At 57.7% G+C, this 16105-nt stretch carries 14 protein-coding genes and 1 pseudogene; 8 read left to right on the top strand and 7 right to left on the bottom strand.

Annotated elements, in window-relative coordinates:
- The first annotated feature begins 58 nt into the window (after positions 1 to 58).
- From GRO01_RS03930 to GRO01_RS03905, 6 genes are all read left to right on the top strand, one after another.
- Positions 59 to 574: a DUF1826 domain-containing protein gene (locus GRO01_RS03930; RefSeq protein WP_231490266.1), complete on the top strand. Its 516-nt coding sequence runs from the start codon at positions 59 to 61 to the stop codon at positions 572 to 574.
- A gap of 3 nt (positions 575 to 577) precedes the next feature.
- Positions 578 to 1144, top strand: a complete 567-nt coding sequence (locus tag GRO01_RS03925) for a hypothetical protein (protein ID WP_062509110.1) — start codon at positions 578 to 580, stop codon at positions 1142 to 1144.
- 363 nt (positions 1145 to 1507) lie between these two features.
- Positions 1508 to 3154: a lactate permease LctP family transporter gene (locus GRO01_RS03920; protein ID WP_062509112.1), complete on the top strand. Its 1647-nt coding sequence runs from the start codon at positions 1508 to 1510 to the stop codon at positions 3152 to 3154.
- Positions 3155 to 3567: 413 nt separating this feature from the next.
- Complete coding sequence (locus GRO01_RS03915; protein WP_062509114.1) at positions 3568 to 4185, top strand: sorbitol dehydrogenase family protein; 618 nt, start codon at positions 3568 to 3570, stop codon at positions 4183 to 4185.
- 20 nt (positions 4186 to 4205) lie between these two features.
- Positions 4206 to 5843 carry a GMC family oxidoreductase gene (locus GRO01_RS03910; RefSeq protein ID WP_062509116.1) on the top strand — a complete coding sequence of 546 codons (1638 nt, stop codon included), beginning with the start codon at positions 4206 to 4208 and terminating at the stop codon, positions 5841 to 5843.
- Positions 5836 to 7152 carry a c-type cytochrome gene (locus GRO01_RS03905; protein ID WP_062509119.1) on the top strand — a complete coding sequence of 439 codons (1317 nt, stop codon included), beginning with the start codon at positions 5836 to 5838 and terminating at the stop codon, positions 7150 to 7152. The genes GRO01_RS03910 and GRO01_RS03905 overlap by 8 nt, the downstream gene beginning before the upstream one ends.
- A 74-nt stretch (positions 7153 to 7226) precedes the next feature.
- Here GRO01_RS03905 and GRO01_RS03900 read toward each other — a convergent pair whose 3' ends face one another.
- Positions 7227 to 7481 carry a hypothetical protein gene (locus GRO01_RS03900; protein ID WP_062509120.1) on the bottom strand — a complete coding sequence of 85 codons (255 nt, stop codon included), beginning with the start codon at positions 7479 to 7481 and terminating at the stop codon, positions 7227 to 7229.
- Between the two features lie 239 nt (positions 7482 to 7720).
- On the opposite strand from GRO01_RS03900, the gene GRO01_RS03895 reads away from it, so the two are divergent.
- The gene (locus GRO01_RS03895; protein WP_062509121.1) at positions 7721 to 8776 is read left to right on the top strand and encodes a Rieske 2Fe-2S domain-containing protein; all 1056 of its coding nucleotides are present in this window, start codon (positions 7721 to 7723) and stop codon (positions 8774 to 8776) included.
- 9 nt (positions 8777 to 8785) lie between these two features.
- Here GRO01_RS03895 and GRO01_RS03890 read toward each other — a convergent pair whose 3' ends face one another.
- From GRO01_RS03890 to GRO01_RS03870, 5 genes and pseudogenes are all read right to left on the bottom strand, one after another.
- The gene (locus tag GRO01_RS03890; RefSeq protein ID WP_062509122.1) at positions 8786 to 9832 is read right to left on the bottom strand and encodes an aldo/keto reductase; all 1047 of its coding nucleotides are present in this window, start codon (positions 9830 to 9832) and stop codon (positions 8786 to 8788) included.
- Between the two features lie 252 nt (positions 9833 to 10084).
- Positions 10085 to 11614, bottom strand: coding sequence for a glycerol kinase GlpK (gene glpK / locus GRO01_RS03885; protein ID WP_062509123.1), 1530 nt, complete (start codon positions 11612 to 11614; stop codon positions 10085 to 10087).
- A 52-nt stretch (positions 11615 to 11666) separates the two neighbouring features.
- The gene (locus GRO01_RS03880; protein WP_062509124.1) at positions 11667 to 12554 is read right to left on the bottom strand and encodes an MIP/aquaporin family protein; all 888 of its coding nucleotides are present in this window, start codon (positions 12552 to 12554) and stop codon (positions 11667 to 11669) included.
- 36 nt (positions 12555 to 12590) lie between these two features.
- Positions 12591 to 14171, bottom strand: a complete 1581-nt coding sequence (gene glpD, locus GRO01_RS03875; protein WP_062509126.1) for a glycerol-3-phosphate dehydrogenase — start codon at positions 14169 to 14171, stop codon at positions 12591 to 12593.
- Positions 14172 to 14301: 130 nt separating this feature from the next.
- A pseudogene (locus GRO01_RS03870) lies at positions 14302 to 15075 on the bottom strand (DeoR/GlpR family DNA-binding transcription regulator); the annotation flags it as partial.
- Between the two features lie 248 nt (positions 15076 to 15323).
- Here GRO01_RS03870 and GRO01_RS03865 point away from each other — a divergent pair.
- Positions 15324 to 15776 carry an RcnB family protein gene (locus GRO01_RS03865; protein ID WP_062509128.1) on the top strand — a complete coding sequence of 151 codons (453 nt, stop codon included), beginning with the start codon at positions 15324 to 15326 and terminating at the stop codon, positions 15774 to 15776.
- A gap of 80 nt (positions 15777 to 15856) precedes the next feature.
- On the opposite strand, the gene GRO01_RS03860 is transcribed toward GRO01_RS03865, so the two are convergent.
- Positions 15857 to 16039 carry a hypothetical protein gene (locus GRO01_RS03860; protein ID WP_062509130.1) on the bottom strand — a complete coding sequence of 61 codons (183 nt, stop codon included), beginning with the start codon at positions 16037 to 16039 and terminating at the stop codon, positions 15857 to 15859.
- Positions 16040 to 16105 lie beyond the last annotated feature (66 nt).

Here is a 16105-nt window from a genome sequence, read left to right as displayed (position 1 = left end):
GCAACTGTTGCCTTTCAGAGGCATTCTTTCTCCCAATCGCAGTCTTGAGATGCACCGGATGGACATGTTTCCCGCCCTGAAACAGGCGGCGGAAGCGTACCTCAAAGAAGGGCCGCGCCTGCTGATGGCAAACGGCGCCCTGTCGGAAATAGCAGCACAGCTTCAGGTCAGATGTTCCGGACATACACGGCTTCTGATGGCCGACATGATGGAGCTTGCAGAACTCTACAGGGATGTTTCAGGACACCAGAATCTGCGCGTCCGGCTGGAAAAGATCACCACAGACAGCTGCCGGAAATTCCACGTGGACTGCGTCGATCTGCGTCTGCTTCGAACCTATGTGGGGCCGGGCGTTCAGTGGACAGGGGATGAGGGGCGTACCGTGCAGGAGGCTCCGACAGGTGCTGTTGTTTTCCTGAAGGGAAAGCATTTTCCCGGGTGGGATGATGCCGAGAAAATCCTTCATCGCTCACCACCACTCTCAAAGCGCCCTGTCGCAGAGCGGGTCAGGCTCCTCCTGACGATCGATGAAGCAAATGCCTGCGCGGATGCGCCTTTCGATATGGTCGCCTGAAAGATGCTGGCAATAGAAAGCTGGCCCGATCCTGCTCTGGGTCATGGTCCCCATGTCCGGGCGTCAGGAGGACCCGAGATCCTGACAGATCTGGCCCGGCCGGATCTGGACCTCGTGATCTGGACACGACAGGTTCCGGATGAGTGGAAAAAGGAGCTAAACGGCCATGAATTTTCTGAAAATACCCTGTCATTAACTGGCTCTCTCAATGAGATCCTGAGCCAAGTGAAGGCACCGGATTTCTGCCAGAATTATCCTGAATTCATGCTCGAAGATGTGGCCCAGATTGCAGCACTTGTCGCCGCCTTTGCCGTTTCTGACAGGCTGACGTTTCATCTCGGTTATGAGCCGGATCAGGCGCAGATAACAAAACCCGCAAAACTGAAAGCACTCTGCTGTTACGGCGAAAGCACTGCAGGATGGAGTTCCGGATCAAGATACAGTGGTGATGTCTTGAGTTTGCTTGAGCCTTTCGGTGTAGCTTTCATTCCTTTCTGGAATAATGACCGGGCTCAGATAGGCCCGCCGAGTAAAAGCAAAAATATCTTTCTGACATTGTCCGCGCTCTGAGATCGATTTGAAATTCCGAAGATGTTTTCTGGCAGCGGATATTCAACTGCTCCAAGAAGATGAATGTATTGCCATCCGGCACCAGTCTTGTCCTTGACAAACCTCCTCAAAGCTATGGATCAGGCATTTCGTCACCCCGCCCATGTGCACGAAATCTTTTTGAAAATCGCTCACGGCAGAAATTTTCACAAAAATTGGCTGGATATATCCAACTATTAAAAACAGTATGTCGTAAAGTTTATCTATCAATACATCCACCCCTTATTGCGCTTGTTGTTTTCAAAAAATACGATCCGTCAAATAAGACAAGAAATCATAGTCAAATTCTTATTATCACTTAATTTTTACTTGGAGGCTTTCGGGATGCAATCCTGGGCACAGGTTTACGACCCAATTGGAAATATCTGGATTTCCGGCGTAGTCGCTCTGATTCCAATCCTGTTTTTCTTTTTCGCCCTTCTGTATCTTCGCATGAAGGGACATATTGCCTGCACGATTACTGTCGGAATTACTTTCGCTCTGGCAGTCGCCTTTTATGGAATGCCGTTTTTCATGGCCATCTCGGCCTGTTTATACGGGTTCGCCTACGGATTATGGCCGATTTCATGGATCATCATCGGGGCGGTGTTTCTCTACAAAGTCTCCGTCCGGACCGGTCAGTTCGATATCATCCGCCATTCCATTTCCACGGTTTCGGAAGATCAGCGCATCCAGCTTCTACTGGTCGCATTCGCATTTGGCGCTTTCCTTGAAGGTGCGGCTGGCTTTGGTGCACCGGTGGCGATTACGACTGCTCTGCTTGTAGGGCTGGGTTTTCCGCCCATTTACGCTGCCGGATTATGCCTGATCGCCAATGCCGCACCCGGCGCTTTCGGAGCAATGGGCATCCCCGTGATTGTGGGCGCACAGGTCATCGGCGCTGAACCTTATGTGGTCGGGCGTCTGGTCGTGATGCAGCTCATCGTGATCGGCATCGTCATTCCGTTCTGGCTGGTCGGCGTGGTGGACGGACTACGTGGTATCCGCGAAACATGGCCCATTATTCTGATGACGGGTGCAACATTCGCCATTACCCAGACCCTCACAGCGCTGCTGATCGGCCCGGAACTCCCCGATATCATCGCGCCTCTGGTCACAATGATCGCCATCCCGGTCTTCCTGAGAGTCTGGAAACCGCGCCGCATTTTCCGCTTCGATACAGGTGATACGTCTGCCGATGCCGTGGTGGAAAAGACGTCTTACACAGCATCCCAGATTCTGCGCGCCTGGTCGCCCTTCATCATCCTCACGGCTTTTGTGGCCGTCTGGAGCATCAAGCCCTTCAAGGCCCTTTTTACGGCAGGCGGGCCACTGAACTGGACAGTACTCGTCATCCGCTTTCCGGGACTGCACAATCTAGTGCTGAAAACGGCACCGATTGTCCCGACCCCCACACCTTATGGGGCCATTTTCAAGCTTGATTTCATTGCATCCGTTGGAACAGCCATTCTGCTAGCGGGCATAGTCTCTGTCCTGTTCCTGAAAATGCGCCCCAGAGATGCCCTGACGACTTTGGGAGACACGCTGCGTGAGCTGAAGACGCCGATCTACGCCATTGGCATGGTGCTGGCCTTTGCGTTTCTGGCAAATTATTCGGGCCTCTCGACAACACTTGCTCTCGTGCTCGCCATGACCAAGGGCGCATTCACGTTCTTTGCGCCACTGCTGGGCTGGCTTGGCGTATTCCTGACAGGATCGGACACTTCCTCCAATGCACTGTTCGGTGGCCTTCAGGCTGCAACCGGACGCCAGATCGGGGTCAGCGGAGAGCTGCTGGTTGCAGCCAACACGGTTGGCGGGGCGGTAGGAAAAATGATCTCACCGCAATCCATTGCCGTGGCTTCGGCTGCCGTGGGGCTGGTCGGACAGGAAGGAGCGCTGCTCCAGTTCACGCTGAAATGCAGCATCGTTCTGGCCATACTGGTCGGGTTAATGACAACGGCGCTGGTCTTCATGGGGATTGGGACCTAGCGACTTCTCTCCATTAGCAAAAACAGACAGGGCGCGGGTTATACCGCGCCCTGTCTGTTTTTCAGGACCTGAATAGTACCCTATTCATTGCTCAAAAAATGACGTTGCGATCCATCCGCAATATATAAAAAAGAATCGCCTGTTGCTCTCATATTATTCACGATGAAAAATGAGCATATAGTACTTCAAGATTCTTTGATGACTACCCGAAACCTCATTAGGATAACGGGCGTTACCGCCAGCTATCCTTTTCGCCAGCACCCGCTGAACCGCGATTTTCTCCGGAATATTTCCGGATAATTGGCCGATCACGGTTGCATGATCACTCTGTCTCTGTAGGTTGAGGCCCATTGAAGGTGACATGGATCACGGTCGTGTCACCGGTCTCGAGTGTATGCAAAGAGTGATTTTCCATGACGAAAGAGCGTCACTGCCCTCTTGTTGACCTCCATGTTTCCTCTCCCAATGCCATGCGCCTGAACCGGCTGATGCGGATGTCCCGTCGCGATACGCTGATGACGGGCATGGCCGGCATGGGAGTTCTGGCGGCAGGAACAGCAGTTTCCGCAGAGCCTGCAACCGGCGCAGATCCTGAACTTGAACGCTTCATGAAGGTCTCCGAGCGCCTGACGGATCGTCCGTCCCTTGACCCGCGGATCGGGCAGGCACTTTACGAGCGCATTCTGCAGTCAGGACCGGAGCGGAAGGCCCAGCTGGCCAAACTGGCCGATCTTCTAGACGGCAGCAGCTACGACAGTGCGTCTGCATTCGCCAAGGCAGCCGAACAGGCTGACCCGGCGTTCAAGGACGTTATTCATGACCTGATGACCGGCTGGTATCGCGGGGTCGCGAACGGCAAGGTCGTGGTCTACCGCTCCGCACTGATGTTCGACATCACCAAGGACGCCATCTACCCCAAGACTTACGCCGCGGGCGGCCCGTTCTACTGGACGACGCAGCCTCCTGAAGTCGACAGGCCGACCGGTGGCCCTGCCCTGTCGCCCTCGAAGTTCGACGTGGAACCTACCTGAGAGCGGGAACAGCATCTCTTATGTCTTCTGAGCAGAATCTCTCCGCCGATGTCGTGATCGTCGGATCCGGTGTCGCGGGCAGTTCCATTGCGAACGAGCTTGCACGCGCGGGCATCTCCGTCATCGTTCTGGAAGCCGGGCCGCGTGTGGACCGGCAGCATTTCGTGGATAATTTCCGCAATCTGGAAAACAAGCCCTCCTATCAGGGGCCTTTCCCGTCCACGCCTTGGGCCGAACATCCGCCCAATCAGATCACGCCGAATAAATACCTGCATACGAGCGGCCCGAACGCCGAAGCCTATCAGCAGGTTTATCTGCGGATGATGGGTGGCACGACCTGGCACTGGGCCGGCTGTGCATGGCGTTACCTTCCGTCCGATTTCGAACTCAAGACCCGTTATGGTCAGGGCCGTGACTGGGCGCTGAAATACGATGATCTCGAGCCGTTCTATTATCAGGCCGAAGTCATGATGGGCGTGTGTGGTCCGGACCCGAAGGTCGAGGATCTGGGCTCGCCCCGCAGGCAGCCCTACCCCATGGAAGCCCTGCCGATTTCCTATGCGGCGCAGCAGTTCCGCAAGCTCATCAGCGAAAAGACGCCCTACCGCGTCGTGCATGAGCCGCAGGCCCGGAACACCAAGCCCTATGACGGCCGTCCGACCTGCGAAGGGCACAATAACTGCATGCCGATCTGCCCGATCGGGGCGATGTATAATGGTGGATATTCCGTTTATCACGCCGAGGCAGCCGGTGCGAAGTTCGTCCCGAATGCGGTCGTCTACAAGATCGAGCGCGACAGCGCGAACAAGAAGGTGACGGCCGTTCACTATTACGATCCGGACAAGGGATCGCACCGTGTGACGGGCAAGTATTTCGTCATCGCCGCACACTGCATCGAGACAGCCAAGCTGCTGCTGGTTTCGGCAGACGAAAAGAGCCCTAACGGTATTGCCAATAGTTCGGGCCATGTCGGCCGGAACATGATGGACCATACCGGCGTGCAGGTGACGTTCATCAGCGGCGACAAGGCCCTGTGGCCGGGACGCGGCCCGCTTGAGACCAATGTGATCGACAATTTCCGTGATGGCGACTGGCGTGGCGATCGCGGCGCGTATCTCGTGCACATGGTCGATGACAACCAAGTCGATTTTGCAACGCAGCTTGCGATTTCAAAGGGTTATGTCGGCAAGGCTCTGGAAGAGCAGATCCGCTATCTGGCCTCCCACACCGTCCGTCTGTTCAGCCATAACGAGGCCCTGCCCGATCCGGACAACCGTCTGACGCTGAGCACGACGCACAAGGACGCACTCGGCATTCCGCATCCTGATGTCTATTACAAGCTGCCGGAATATACGGTCCGCAGTTGCGAACACACGCGCGGGCTGTTCAAGAACCTTATCGGCCTGATGCATGGCACGGATGAGCAGTGGACGCCGGGTTACTTCCCGCAGGATCATCCCTCGGGCAGCACCATCATGGGCGTGGATCCTAAGGATTCCGTAGTGGACGGCCATTGCCGGACGCATGACCACGAGAACCTGTTCATCGCAAGTTCCTCCGTGTTCTCCACGGTCGGAACCGGGAACATTACCCTCACCGTCGCAGCCCTTGCGCTTCGTGTTGCCGATACGCTGAAAAAAGAACTGCTCCATGCCTGATTTCAAAACCGTTTTCTGGTCTTTCCTTGTTGGTGGAACGGTTCTGGGTGGACTGTCTGCTCATGCTGCGCGGGCGGCGGATGTGGATCAGGATGTCATGAACCGTGGCGCCTATCTCGCCACGGCTGCGGACTGCGTTGCCTGTCACACCAAACAGGGCGGCACGCCGTTCGCGGGTGGGCTGAAAATCGCAACCCCCATGGGCGACATCATTTCCACGAACATCACGCCTGACCCCGATCATGGCATTGGGAAATATTCGGAACATGATTTCGAGCAGGCCCTGCGTCGCGGCAAGCGTCGGGATGGCGAGAACCTGTATCCCGTGATGCCGTATGTCTCCTATGCGGGCATGACGGATCAGGACATTCACGCGCTGTATGTCTGGTTCATGCACGGGGTCAAACCGGTTGCGGAAACGCCCCCCGCCACGCAGTTGAGCTTTCCCAGTAATATCCGCCTGACTTTGTCAGGCTGGAACATGCTGGCGGGTAGCGAAAAGCAGGAAACGGGCGATTCCGCCACTTATGACACGCTGCGGCGCGGCAAATACCTCGCCACCGCGCTCGAACACTGCGGAACGTGTCATACGCCCCGCAATGTGATGCTGATGGAGAAATCCGATCAGTATCTGGCGGGCAGCCCGCTTGCAGGCTGGTATGCGCCAAACATCACTCCGAGCAAGACCGGCGGCATCGGCGACTGGAGCGAAGACGACATCGTCCAGTATCTGCGCACCGGCCGGGTCAAGGGCAAAAGCCAAGCGGCTGGCCCGATGGGCGAAGCTGTCGAACACAGCACGAGCCATTTGACCGATGCCGACCTGCATGCGCTTGCGGCCTTCATCCGCCAGGTCAAGCCCATGGAGGATGACGCCGATCATCAACCGCGTGACGGTTTTGGCAAGGCCAATGACGCCCCAGATATCCGCTCGGGCGAGCTGACACGCATCGACAACCTGTCTCACAAAAGCCCGGCGAACCTGTTCGATGCCAACTGCGCTGCCTGCCACGGGCAGAATGGTGCGGGAACAGTCGATCAGTACGCGCCGTCCCTCTATAAAAACTCCGCCGTCGGTGCCGGTCGCCCCGACAACCTGATCATGACGATCCTGATGGGCGTGAACCGCACGACCGCAGACGGTCATGCCAGCATGCCTGCCTTTGGCAGCACGGGAGATGTTCAGCGTCTGGATGACGAGGAAGTCGCAAGCCTCGTGAACTATGTCAGCAAGACGTTCGGCAATGGCTCCTATAACGTGACGGCCGATCAGGTCGCACAGGTGCGCAAGAACAATACGCCGCACTGATATTGGTGGCATACAGACAAAAAAGGGGAGACGGATCTGATCCGCCTCCCCTTTTTTGTGGGTCATTCCGCAGTTCAGCTTTCGCCGGAGCGGCGGTTCGTCAGCAGCAGGATGAAATACGGCACGAAGAAATAGAGCGCGATCATGACCATGAGCGGCCCCAGAAGCCATGCCATGTTTTCATGAAAAAGCGACTGGCTGAACAGATTGCCCAGCCCCATCATACAACTGACGCAGAAGAAACCGCCCAGATTTGCAAGAAATCCACGATCTCCATTGATCTGACGCAGCTGCTGGAAAAAGGGACTGGATTGCTGCGGGACGGTCATGCGGACATACTTCCTGTTTGCCGGCAGGGAATGAAAAAACGCGCCATTCGCGCCTGTCCATGCTGCGGACTGCGTGACAGGATACTGCCAAGTCCCGCAGGATCAAAGCCTGAACTCTACAAACCGGACCTCACGATACTCCGGTGATCTCTTTTTGCGAACGAACAATCATTGAATTTGATATATCGGCGAACGCTCAGGTGAGGAATGATGAGGGCTCCAACGCCCAGGAGCCCCTCATGACCTTACAGGCCCCTCAGACCGACCGCCTGCCCTCTGCTCCCCTGCCCCGCAACTGCACGTTCGAGCCTGCCGACTGGGATCTGCTGTCCCGCTGCTGGCATCCGGTGGCGCTGGTCCGTGAACTGGGGGACAGTCCGCTTGGCGTTACGCTGCTGGATGCACCCCTTGTGATCTATCGCGCTGGTGAGCGGATCGTGATTGCGGATGATCTTTGCCCGCATCGGGGCGTACCATTAAGCATGGGCAAGGGTAATGGCGAGACGATCGCCTGCGCCTATCATGGCTTCCGCTTTGGGGCAGAGGGACGCTGCGTCCGGGTCCCGGCACATCCTGACAGTGCCATTCCCTCCAAACTGAACCTGCGGACCTATCCGGCTGTCGAGCGGTATGGGCTGATCTGGACATGCCTGAACTCTGATGGCTCCCAGAACATTCCGCCGATGCCGCACTGGGATGAGCCAGACTATCAGCGGATCAACTGCCCCTGGATCGATATTGCGGGCTTTGCAGGCCGGCAGGTCGAGGGGTTCATCGACGTGGCGCATTTCGCTTTCGTCCATACCGAGACCTTCGCCGATCCCGACAACCCCATTGTCCCCTCTTATATGCCTAAGATGACGAAAGACGGGTTTGAGGCAGAATATCGCAGCACGGTCAGCAATTTTCCCGTGGGTCACGAGGACTGGGAGAAGCCCGGCTTCGAATGGCTGCGGCATTTCCGCGTGCATGTGCCCTTCGTGGCCACACTGGAAATCCATTTTCCGGATAACGGTCGTCTGGTCATCATGAATGCCGCCTCCCCCGTCTCGGCACGGATGACGCGGATGTTCTCACCGATCTGTAAGAACTTCGACAAGCATATCCCGGTTCAGGCCGTCTATGACTTCAACCGCAAGGTTTTTGAAGAGGATCGCGCTCTGGTTGAAGCGCAGAAACCCGAGAACCTGCCGCTGGACCCCACGCTGGAAGCGCATGTGATGGCGGATCGGAGTTCGATCGCCTATCGCCGTGCCCTGCGCAGCATGGGGTTCAGCCAGTTCTTCACGGCTTGAAAATGGGCGTCAGTTCGGCTCCAGCTCTTTCTCAGCCAGACCAGACGGAACGGGCGCATTTTCTGCCAGAAGGCCGCGCTGCTTCAGGGCTTCCCAGAACTCAGGCGGGATTGGATGGCTGAACCAGCCAAGGTTCTGCTCAAGCTGATCGACGGTCCGGGTTCCGGCACAAAAGGCTTTGATAGCTGGGTGTGCCACAACGAACTGCAGGGCTGCGGCCGGCAGGGGCACGTTGTATTCCCGGCAGACGGCTTCGATCCGTGAAACGCGTTCAAGGATTTCGGCCGGTGCAGGCGTATAGTTGTATTTCGCACCGGGCACGGCGCCTGTCGCAAGGATGCCGGAATTGAAGCCTCCGCCCACCAGAAGGCTGACGCCGCGCTCTTCGCAGAGTGGCAGAAAACTTTCGAGCGAATCCTGTTCAAGCAGTGTGTAGCGGCCTGCCAGCAGGAAGCAGTCGAAATCCCGCTGTTGCAGAGCTTCATGGCAGACCTGCCATTCATTGACTCCGACACCGATGCCCTTGACCACGCCTTCAGAGCGCAGTTTTTCCAGCGCGCGCCAGCTTCCATTCATGGCCGCTCTGAAATGCTCCGGCTGTGCGTCCCCATGAGTGAAGCGGTCGATATCGTGAATGAATACGAAGTCGATGCGTTCCAGTGCCAGACGCTGAAGGGAATCTTCAAATGCCCGCATCGTGCCGTCATAGCTGTAATCGAACGCCATTGTGTTGGCAGCGGCATTGTTCCAGGGCGCAAAATCAATGCTGGCGCGCGGCGCCGGATGAAGGACACGTCCGACTTTCGAGGTAAGAGCGTAATCATCCCGGTTTTTCCAGCGCAGGGCATGTCCAAGCCGAAGTTCCGCCAGTCCGTGGCCGTACATGGGTGCGGTATCAAACAGCCTGATCCCGCTATCCCAGGCATGATTGATCATGGTCTGGGCCGCGTCTTCCCCAACTTCGTGAAGGAAATTTCCCAGCGGGGCGGTCCCGAACGCGAAGGCCGTAACGTCAACTCCGCTCCGCCCGAAGGTGCGTTTTTCCGTTGGTTTCATGCCATGCTTTCCTTTTCAGAGACGCCTGTGCCGTGCGCTTCAATGCCGGGCCACGTCCTTGTTCAAGTCGAAGCTTGACGCTCCGAAGGAAAAGCAGATTTGTTTACACGCAAACTTCATCTGTAGCGTGGGATTCGGGTTTTTTAGATATATTTATTTCCGTTTTACTGTGCAGGTCTTTTTATAGCGCGACCGATATAAAAAAGCCGGCGCTCCTTTCAGAGCGCCGGCCAGTCAAATGATGTTTAACGCTCAAGCCGCACGGATCGACGTGACCTCTGCAGTGGGCTGGGCGGGCGGTGTCAGCGTGCGACGCACCGCGTCATGCCAGCCGTCGATCATGATGCGGCGCTGGGCCGGATCCATCTTCGGAGCAAAAACGCGCTCCTGTTTCCAGGTTGCGGCAACTTCGTCCAGGCTCTTCCACAAACCGACCTGCAGACCGGCAAGGAAGGCCGCACCAAGAGCCGTGGTCTCGATATTGACCGGACGCTCGACTTCGGCCTTCAGCATGGACGACAGGAATTGGGCGAACCAGTCATTGACGGCCATACCACCATCGATGCGCAGGATGCTGGTGCGCATCGCACCGTCCTCACGCATCGCGCGGATCAGGTCATAGGTCTGGAATGCCACCGATTCCAGCATGGCACGGGCGATATGGGCCTGCGTGGAACCAAGCGTCAGGCCACAGATCAGCCCACGGGCATCCGGATCCCAGTGCGGTGCGCCAAGTCCAACGAAAGCCGGAACCATATAGACGCCATGGCTGTCCGGGATGCGGGTTGCCATATCATCGGTCTGGGAAGCATGCGTAATCAGCTTCAGTCCGTCACGCAGCCACTTGATGCCGGCACCGGCGACGAAAATGGAGCCTTCAAGCGCATAGAACGTCTTGCCGCCGATGCGATAGGCGATCGTCGTCAGCAGACGGTTATGGGACATGATGGGCTTCTCACCGGTATTGAGCAGCATGAAGCAGCCCGTGCCGTAAGTCGCCTTTGCCATGCCTTCCTGGAAGCAGGCCTGTCCGATGACGGCAGCGTGCTGGTCGCCCGCCATGCCACCGATGGCGATCTTCTCCCCGAACAGCTTGGCTTCCGTCTCGCCGAAATCGCTGCTGTTGTCGCACACTTCCGGCAGGAGCGAGCGGGGGACGTTGAAGAGCTGAAGAAGATCCTCGTCCCACTCCTGCGTATGGATGTTAAACAGCGACGTGCGGCAGGCATTGGTGATGTCCGTGGCATGACGCTTGCCCCCGGTCAGACGCCACAGCAGGAAGCTGTCGATCGTACCCGCGGCAAGTTCGCCCGCTTCCGCACGACGGCGCGCATCGGGGACATGATCCAGCAGCCAGGCAATCTTGCTTGCGGAGAAATACGGGTCGAGCAGAAGGCCGGTCTTTTCGCGGACCATGGCTTCCTTGCCCTGCTGACGGAGCAGGTTGCACTCATGGGCCGTCCGGCGGTCCTGCCAGACGAGCGCACGATGGATCGCACGACCTGTCACACGGTCCCAGATCACGATGGTCTCCCGCTGGTTGGTGATGCCGAGGGCCGCGATACGGTCCGGACCGCCGACCTCGTCGATCGCTTCACGTGCCGTGGCCAGCACATCGCGCCAGATGTCTTCCACATCATGCTCGACCCAGCCGAGCTCGGGGTAATGCTGGGGGAACTCGCGACGGGAAATCGACAGCGCCTGCGCATCTTTTCCGAAGACGATGCTGCGGGTCGAGGTTGTGCCCTGATCGATGGCGAGGATGCAGTCTTTATTGCTCATTGTATATTCTCCGGCAGAAGGTCTTGAGAATTCGGAAGGTTTCGGACGGATTTCAGGAGACACGGTTGATGACGGGTTCGGCAGGATTGGAGACGACCAGGACCGGCTCGGCAGGGTTGATGCCTTCAGGTGTGACGGTAATGGTCTGCTCGACATAGCGGGGCATGAAGGGACGCAGACCATACTGATAGATGGCCGCCCCGATCGGACCGCCGACCAGCGGAGCTACGATCGGAACCCAGAAATAGTTGCCCGGTGCCGGCAGGGCGCTCTGCCCCCATCCTGCGAAGAAGCAGAACAGCCGCGGGCCGAAATCACGGGCCGGATTGATGGCCCAGGCATCCAGATAGCCACAGGATGCACCGATGATCGCAACCAGCAGACCGATGATCAGCGCGCTGGAGTTCGCCTGCGGCGCCTGCGTGTTGTACTGGCAGGTGATCGCGAAGATGCCGAACACCAGAACGGCCGTCAGAACCAGCTCATCCCAGAACGCATGCGAGACCGTGACGAAATCACCCGGATGGGTAAAGAACACGCCCGCAGCACCACCATCGACGGCACGCGTCAGGTTATGCGCCACGTTGAAATGGTCGATCACCGGGACATAGAGCGAGTACACGAGGGCCGCGCCGACAAAACCGCCCAGAACTTGAGCGCTAATGTAGGGAAGCACTTTTTTCCACGAAAAGCCGCGGAACATGGCCAGCGACAACGTGACAGCCGGGTTTGCATGGGTTCCGCTGATGGCGCCGGTCGCGTAGATCGCCACCGTCACGCCAAGGCCCCAGACGATACACACCCCCCAGTAGGCCGTTTTATACGGGCTGGGGTCGTACAGAGAGTACATGGCCGCAACACCATCTCCGAAGAGAATGATGATTGCGACTGCGAAGAACTCCGAGAGGAGCTCACCAAGGTAACGCCTGTTTTCTGACATGACTGGTATCCGCCATGAAAAGATGAAGCTATGAGGTCAGGCGACGTTCTGACGCGTGACCAGGCTGGGGTCGGGAATGGAGACAACACCGCCCTGCAGACGGCCTTCGACATAGGTCTGAAGGTCCGCACGGTCGGCATCGCTGACGAACAGGCCAAGCCGCGAGCGGCGCCACAGGATGTCCTCGGCGGTCCGGGCCCATTCATTGTCGATCAGGTAATCCACCTCACGCGCACTGAGCGTATCACCGAAATTCCGGCCCATACCCTCGGGATCAGGTGTCGCAATTTCATAAGCCCGCAGGCCGTAATTGCGCATCAGACGCCAGGAACTGCGCTCAGACAGATGCGGTGCATACCCTCTGAAACGGCGAAGCTGTGCCTCGAAATCCTTCGGGGCAAACTCGCCTCCGGGAAGCGGCGTGCCATCCGTCCAACCCGGCTTGCGCAGGACGGGAAGATGCGGTGCGAGCTTCTCGACGGCATGCTCGGCGAGCTTGCGGAACGTCGTGATCTTGCCGCCGAAAACGGACAGGATCGGCGCGGCAGTCGCGTCCACATCCAGGACGTAATCACGGGTCACGGCCGAAGCATTGCCCGAATTGTCGTCATAGAGCGGACGCACGCCGGCATAGGTCCAGACAACGTCATCGGGACGGACGGTCTTTGTGAAGTAGCGGTTCACGCTCTCACACAGATAGGTCACTTCGTCGGGCGAGATTTCGACATGGCTTGGATCCTGCTCCCACGGAACATCCGTGGTGCCGATCAGGGTGAAATCCTGCTCGTAAGGAATGGCGAAGACGATCCGCTTGTCCGGGTTCTGGAAGATATAGGCCTGCGAGCCTTCGAAGACGCGCGGCACCACGATGTGGCTTCCCTTGACCAGACGCACGCGGTTGCGGCTCGGCACATTCAGACGATCCTGCAGCAGTTCGGCAACCCATGGGCCAGCCGCATTGACGACAGCCTTGGCATAAACCGTGCTCTGCTCGCCGGTCTCGGTGTTTTCAATCGTTGCGGTCCAGCCCTGAGGGGCACGCACGGCCTTTACCAGACGGGTCCGCGTCCGGATGTCGGCTCCGACGCGCACGGCATCCATGGCATTGAGAACAACGAGACGACTGTCCTGCACCCAGCCATCGGAATATTCAAAACCGCGCACATATTCGGAACGTAGCGGCTTCCCGGCCGGAGCCGTCCGCAGGTTCAGCGCCTTCGTTCGCGGCAGCGTCATGTTCGGACAGAGGTGATCGTACAGGAACAGCCCTGTCCGCAGCAGCCAGGCCGGACGCAGCATTTTCGAATGCGGCAGGACAAAACGCATCGGCCAGATGATGTGCGGTGCAATCTTCAGCAGACGCTCGCGCTCCATCAGGGCCTCGCGGACCAGCCGGAACTCGTAATATTCGAGATAGCGCAGGCCACCATGGATCAGCTTGGTGCTCGCGGAAGATGTATGGCTCGCAAGGTCATCCTGCTCGACGAGAAGCACCTTTGCCCCCCTGCCTGCGGCATCCCTTGCGATTCCACAGCCATTGATGCCGCCGCCCACGACCAGCAGGTCGTAAGGTGCGGAGGCACTGGCCGCGGAAGAAACCTCGTGAATCGATGACATCACACTCTCCTGTCATCACGCTCCAAAACGAGCGGTCGATGTTCGTTTTGGAGCATGTTGAGCGATAAAGAAAGAGATTTATGTGATTCGTAACGAGATAGTGTTCGTTTTTGTGAAATCGGGCGTGATTTTCAGCGACATGAAGCGTAACGCCCGCAGCATCCAGATGCCGCTGGAACGCTTCGGGGACCGGCTGGTCAGTAATCAGATCATCAATATCTCGCAGATCCCCTACCCGCCCCATCGGATGACGACTGAACTTCGTGTGATCGGCCAGAAGCAGGACGCGACGCGAATTGCGGATGATCGTCCGGGCGCACTGGATCTCGCTCAGATCAAAGTCCAGCAGTGTTCCATCATCTTCGATTCCACTGATGCCGATGACGCCGAATTCCGTACGGAAAGACGACAGGGATTCGATCGCGCTGCTTCCCAGAATGGCGCCATCCTGCGGACGCAGCTGGCCTCCGGTAATGACCGTATGAAAATCCATCCGGCCTGATACGAGCGACGCCACATGCAGATTATTCGTCACAATCCGCAGGTCCCTGTGCTTTGTGAGCGAGCGCGCAAAGGCTTCCGTGGTGGTGCCAATATTGATGAACAGGGAGGAGCGATCCGGAATCAGGGAGGCCGCATAACGTCCGATGGCGTCTTTGGCCGAGGCATTCAGGATCTGACGCGCGTCATAATCCAGGTTCTCGACAGTGGAGACAGGCGTTGCACCGCCATGATGTCTGCAGAGCAGACCGAGCCCGGCGAGAGACGTCACATCCCGGCGGATGGTCTGGACCGCGACGCCAAAATGCTGCGCCATTTCCTCATTGGCCATGTAGCCGTTGCTGCGTACCAGACGCACGATCTGGTCCTGACGCGGGCTGATCAAGGGCGTTTCCTGGCGCATGGCAGAAGGTCCGGATACAGGGCTGTAAGAAAACGAACATAAGCGCACATTTTCCCGGACGGAAAGCCATAGAAACGCACAGTCCCTTTTGATCCGTCACATAAAAGGAAACCTCTGCCCCCTGAACACCGTTACAAAGCGCGCCCCGAAAGCCATATTCCAGCCATGCTTGAAGGGCTTTATGACAGTCTGGTACATGCCCCCGGCCGTTTTATCCGGGTGGTGATGACTGGATTTAAAGGTGAGTTATGAAGACAAAACTATTCGCAGGGTTGATGGCTGGCTGCCTCCTCGCCGCAGCACCTCTCGCATCTGCCGATCCCCGTGGCGGTGGTCCTGGCGGACCTGGCATGAATGGCCCAGGTGGTCACGGAGACTATCGTGGTGGTGGACGTGGCGGCGGTCATGATCGCGTCTGGCGTCGGGGTGACCGTTACGACGGGCCTCGTGGCAGCCGCTGGGCCATCAACAACTGGCGCAACTATCGCGGTCTCTATGCTCCGCCTCGTGGGTATTACTGGATGCGCTATGGCAACCAGTTCCTGCTGACCGCCCTTGCGACCGGCCTGATCGCCGGTGTCGTGAGCGCCAACGGTATGGGGGTCGCACCGGGCGTCGTGCAGCCCGGCGTTCCCGTGGCCCCTGCACCGGGTGCGGTCGCTCCGGGATATGGCCCGGGTTACGGACCCGGTCCTTACTGATCCGCTCCGACCTCGACAAAAAGCAGGGTGCCGTCCGGTGCCCTGCTTTTTTTATGCCGCTGGCGACTGAAAGAAGCCCGTCATTTTGACATGCATGTGCAATAGACATGCACGATGGCAAAAATGATGAAGCCGGCCATCCAGAAATAGCTGGCGTGAATATGGCCTGCGGCATCCATCGTCGTTGTCATGCAGGCGACAAGAAAAAACGCCGTCATGAGGGCTCCGGAGAGAACCATCCATGTGATGCGTCTTTTCGTCATTGTCCCGCAGCTCCGTTTTTCAGTTCAGTCCGTCTTGTGCGCGGGAACCTGAACCTGAAAAACCGA

Source organism: Gluconobacter roseus NBRC 3990 (genome assembly GCF_006538885.1).
Classification (GTDB): domain Bacteria; phylum Pseudomonadota; class Alphaproteobacteria; order Acetobacterales; family Acetobacteraceae; genus Gluconobacter; species Gluconobacter roseus.
This window is presented reverse-complemented; position numbering and strand designations above follow the sequence as displayed.

Coding starts and splice junctions, on each gene's coding strand:
- GRO01_RS03905 (WP_062509119.1), top strand. CDS start 5,836: ATGCCTGATTTCAAAACCGTTTTCTGGTCTTTCCTTGTTGGTGGAACG.
- GRO01_RS03890 (WP_062509122.1), bottom strand. CDS start 9,832: ATGAAACCAACGGAAAAACGCACCTTCGGGCGGAGCGGAGTTGACGTT.
- glpK (WP_062509123.1), bottom strand. CDS start 11,614: ATGAGCAATAAAGACTGCATCCTCGCCATCGATCAGGGCACAACCTCG.
- GRO01_RS03930 (WP_231490266.1), top strand. CDS start 59: ATGGACATGTTTCCCGCCCTGAAACAGGCGGCGGAAGCGTACCTCAAA.
- GRO01_RS03895 (WP_062509121.1), top strand. CDS start 7,721: ATGACCTTACAGGCCCCTCAGACCGACCGCCTGCCCTCTGCTCCCCTG.
- GRO01_RS03920 (WP_062509112.1), top strand. CDS start 1,508: ATGCAATCCTGGGCACAGGTTTACGACCCAATTGGAAATATCTGGATT.
- GRO01_RS03910 (WP_062509116.1), top strand. CDS start 4,206: ATGTCTTCTGAGCAGAATCTCTCCGCCGATGTCGTGATCGTCGGATCC.
- GRO01_RS03865 (WP_062509128.1), top strand. CDS start 15,324: ATGAAGACAAAACTATTCGCAGGGTTGATGGCTGGCTGCCTCCTCGCC.
- GRO01_RS03880 (WP_062509124.1), bottom strand. CDS start 12,554: ATGTCAGAAAACAGGCGTTACCTTGGTGAGCTCCTCTCGGAGTTCTTC.
- GRO01_RS03915 (WP_062509114.1), top strand. CDS start 3,568: ATGACGAAAGAGCGTCACTGCCCTCTTGTTGACCTCCATGTTTCCTCT.
- glpD (WP_062509126.1), bottom strand. CDS start 14,171: ATGTCATCGATTCACGAGGTTTCTTCCGCGGCCAGTGCCTCCGCACCT.
- GRO01_RS03860 (WP_062509130.1), bottom strand. CDS start 16,039: ATGACGAAAAGACGCATCACATGGATGGTTCTCTCCGGAGCCCTCATG.
- GRO01_RS03925 (WP_062509110.1), top strand. CDS start 578: ATGCTGGCAATAGAAAGCTGGCCCGATCCTGCTCTGGGTCATGGTCCC.
- GRO01_RS03900 (WP_062509120.1), bottom strand. CDS start 7,481: ATGACCGTCCCGCAGCAATCCAGTCCCTTTTTCCAGCAGCTGCGTCAG.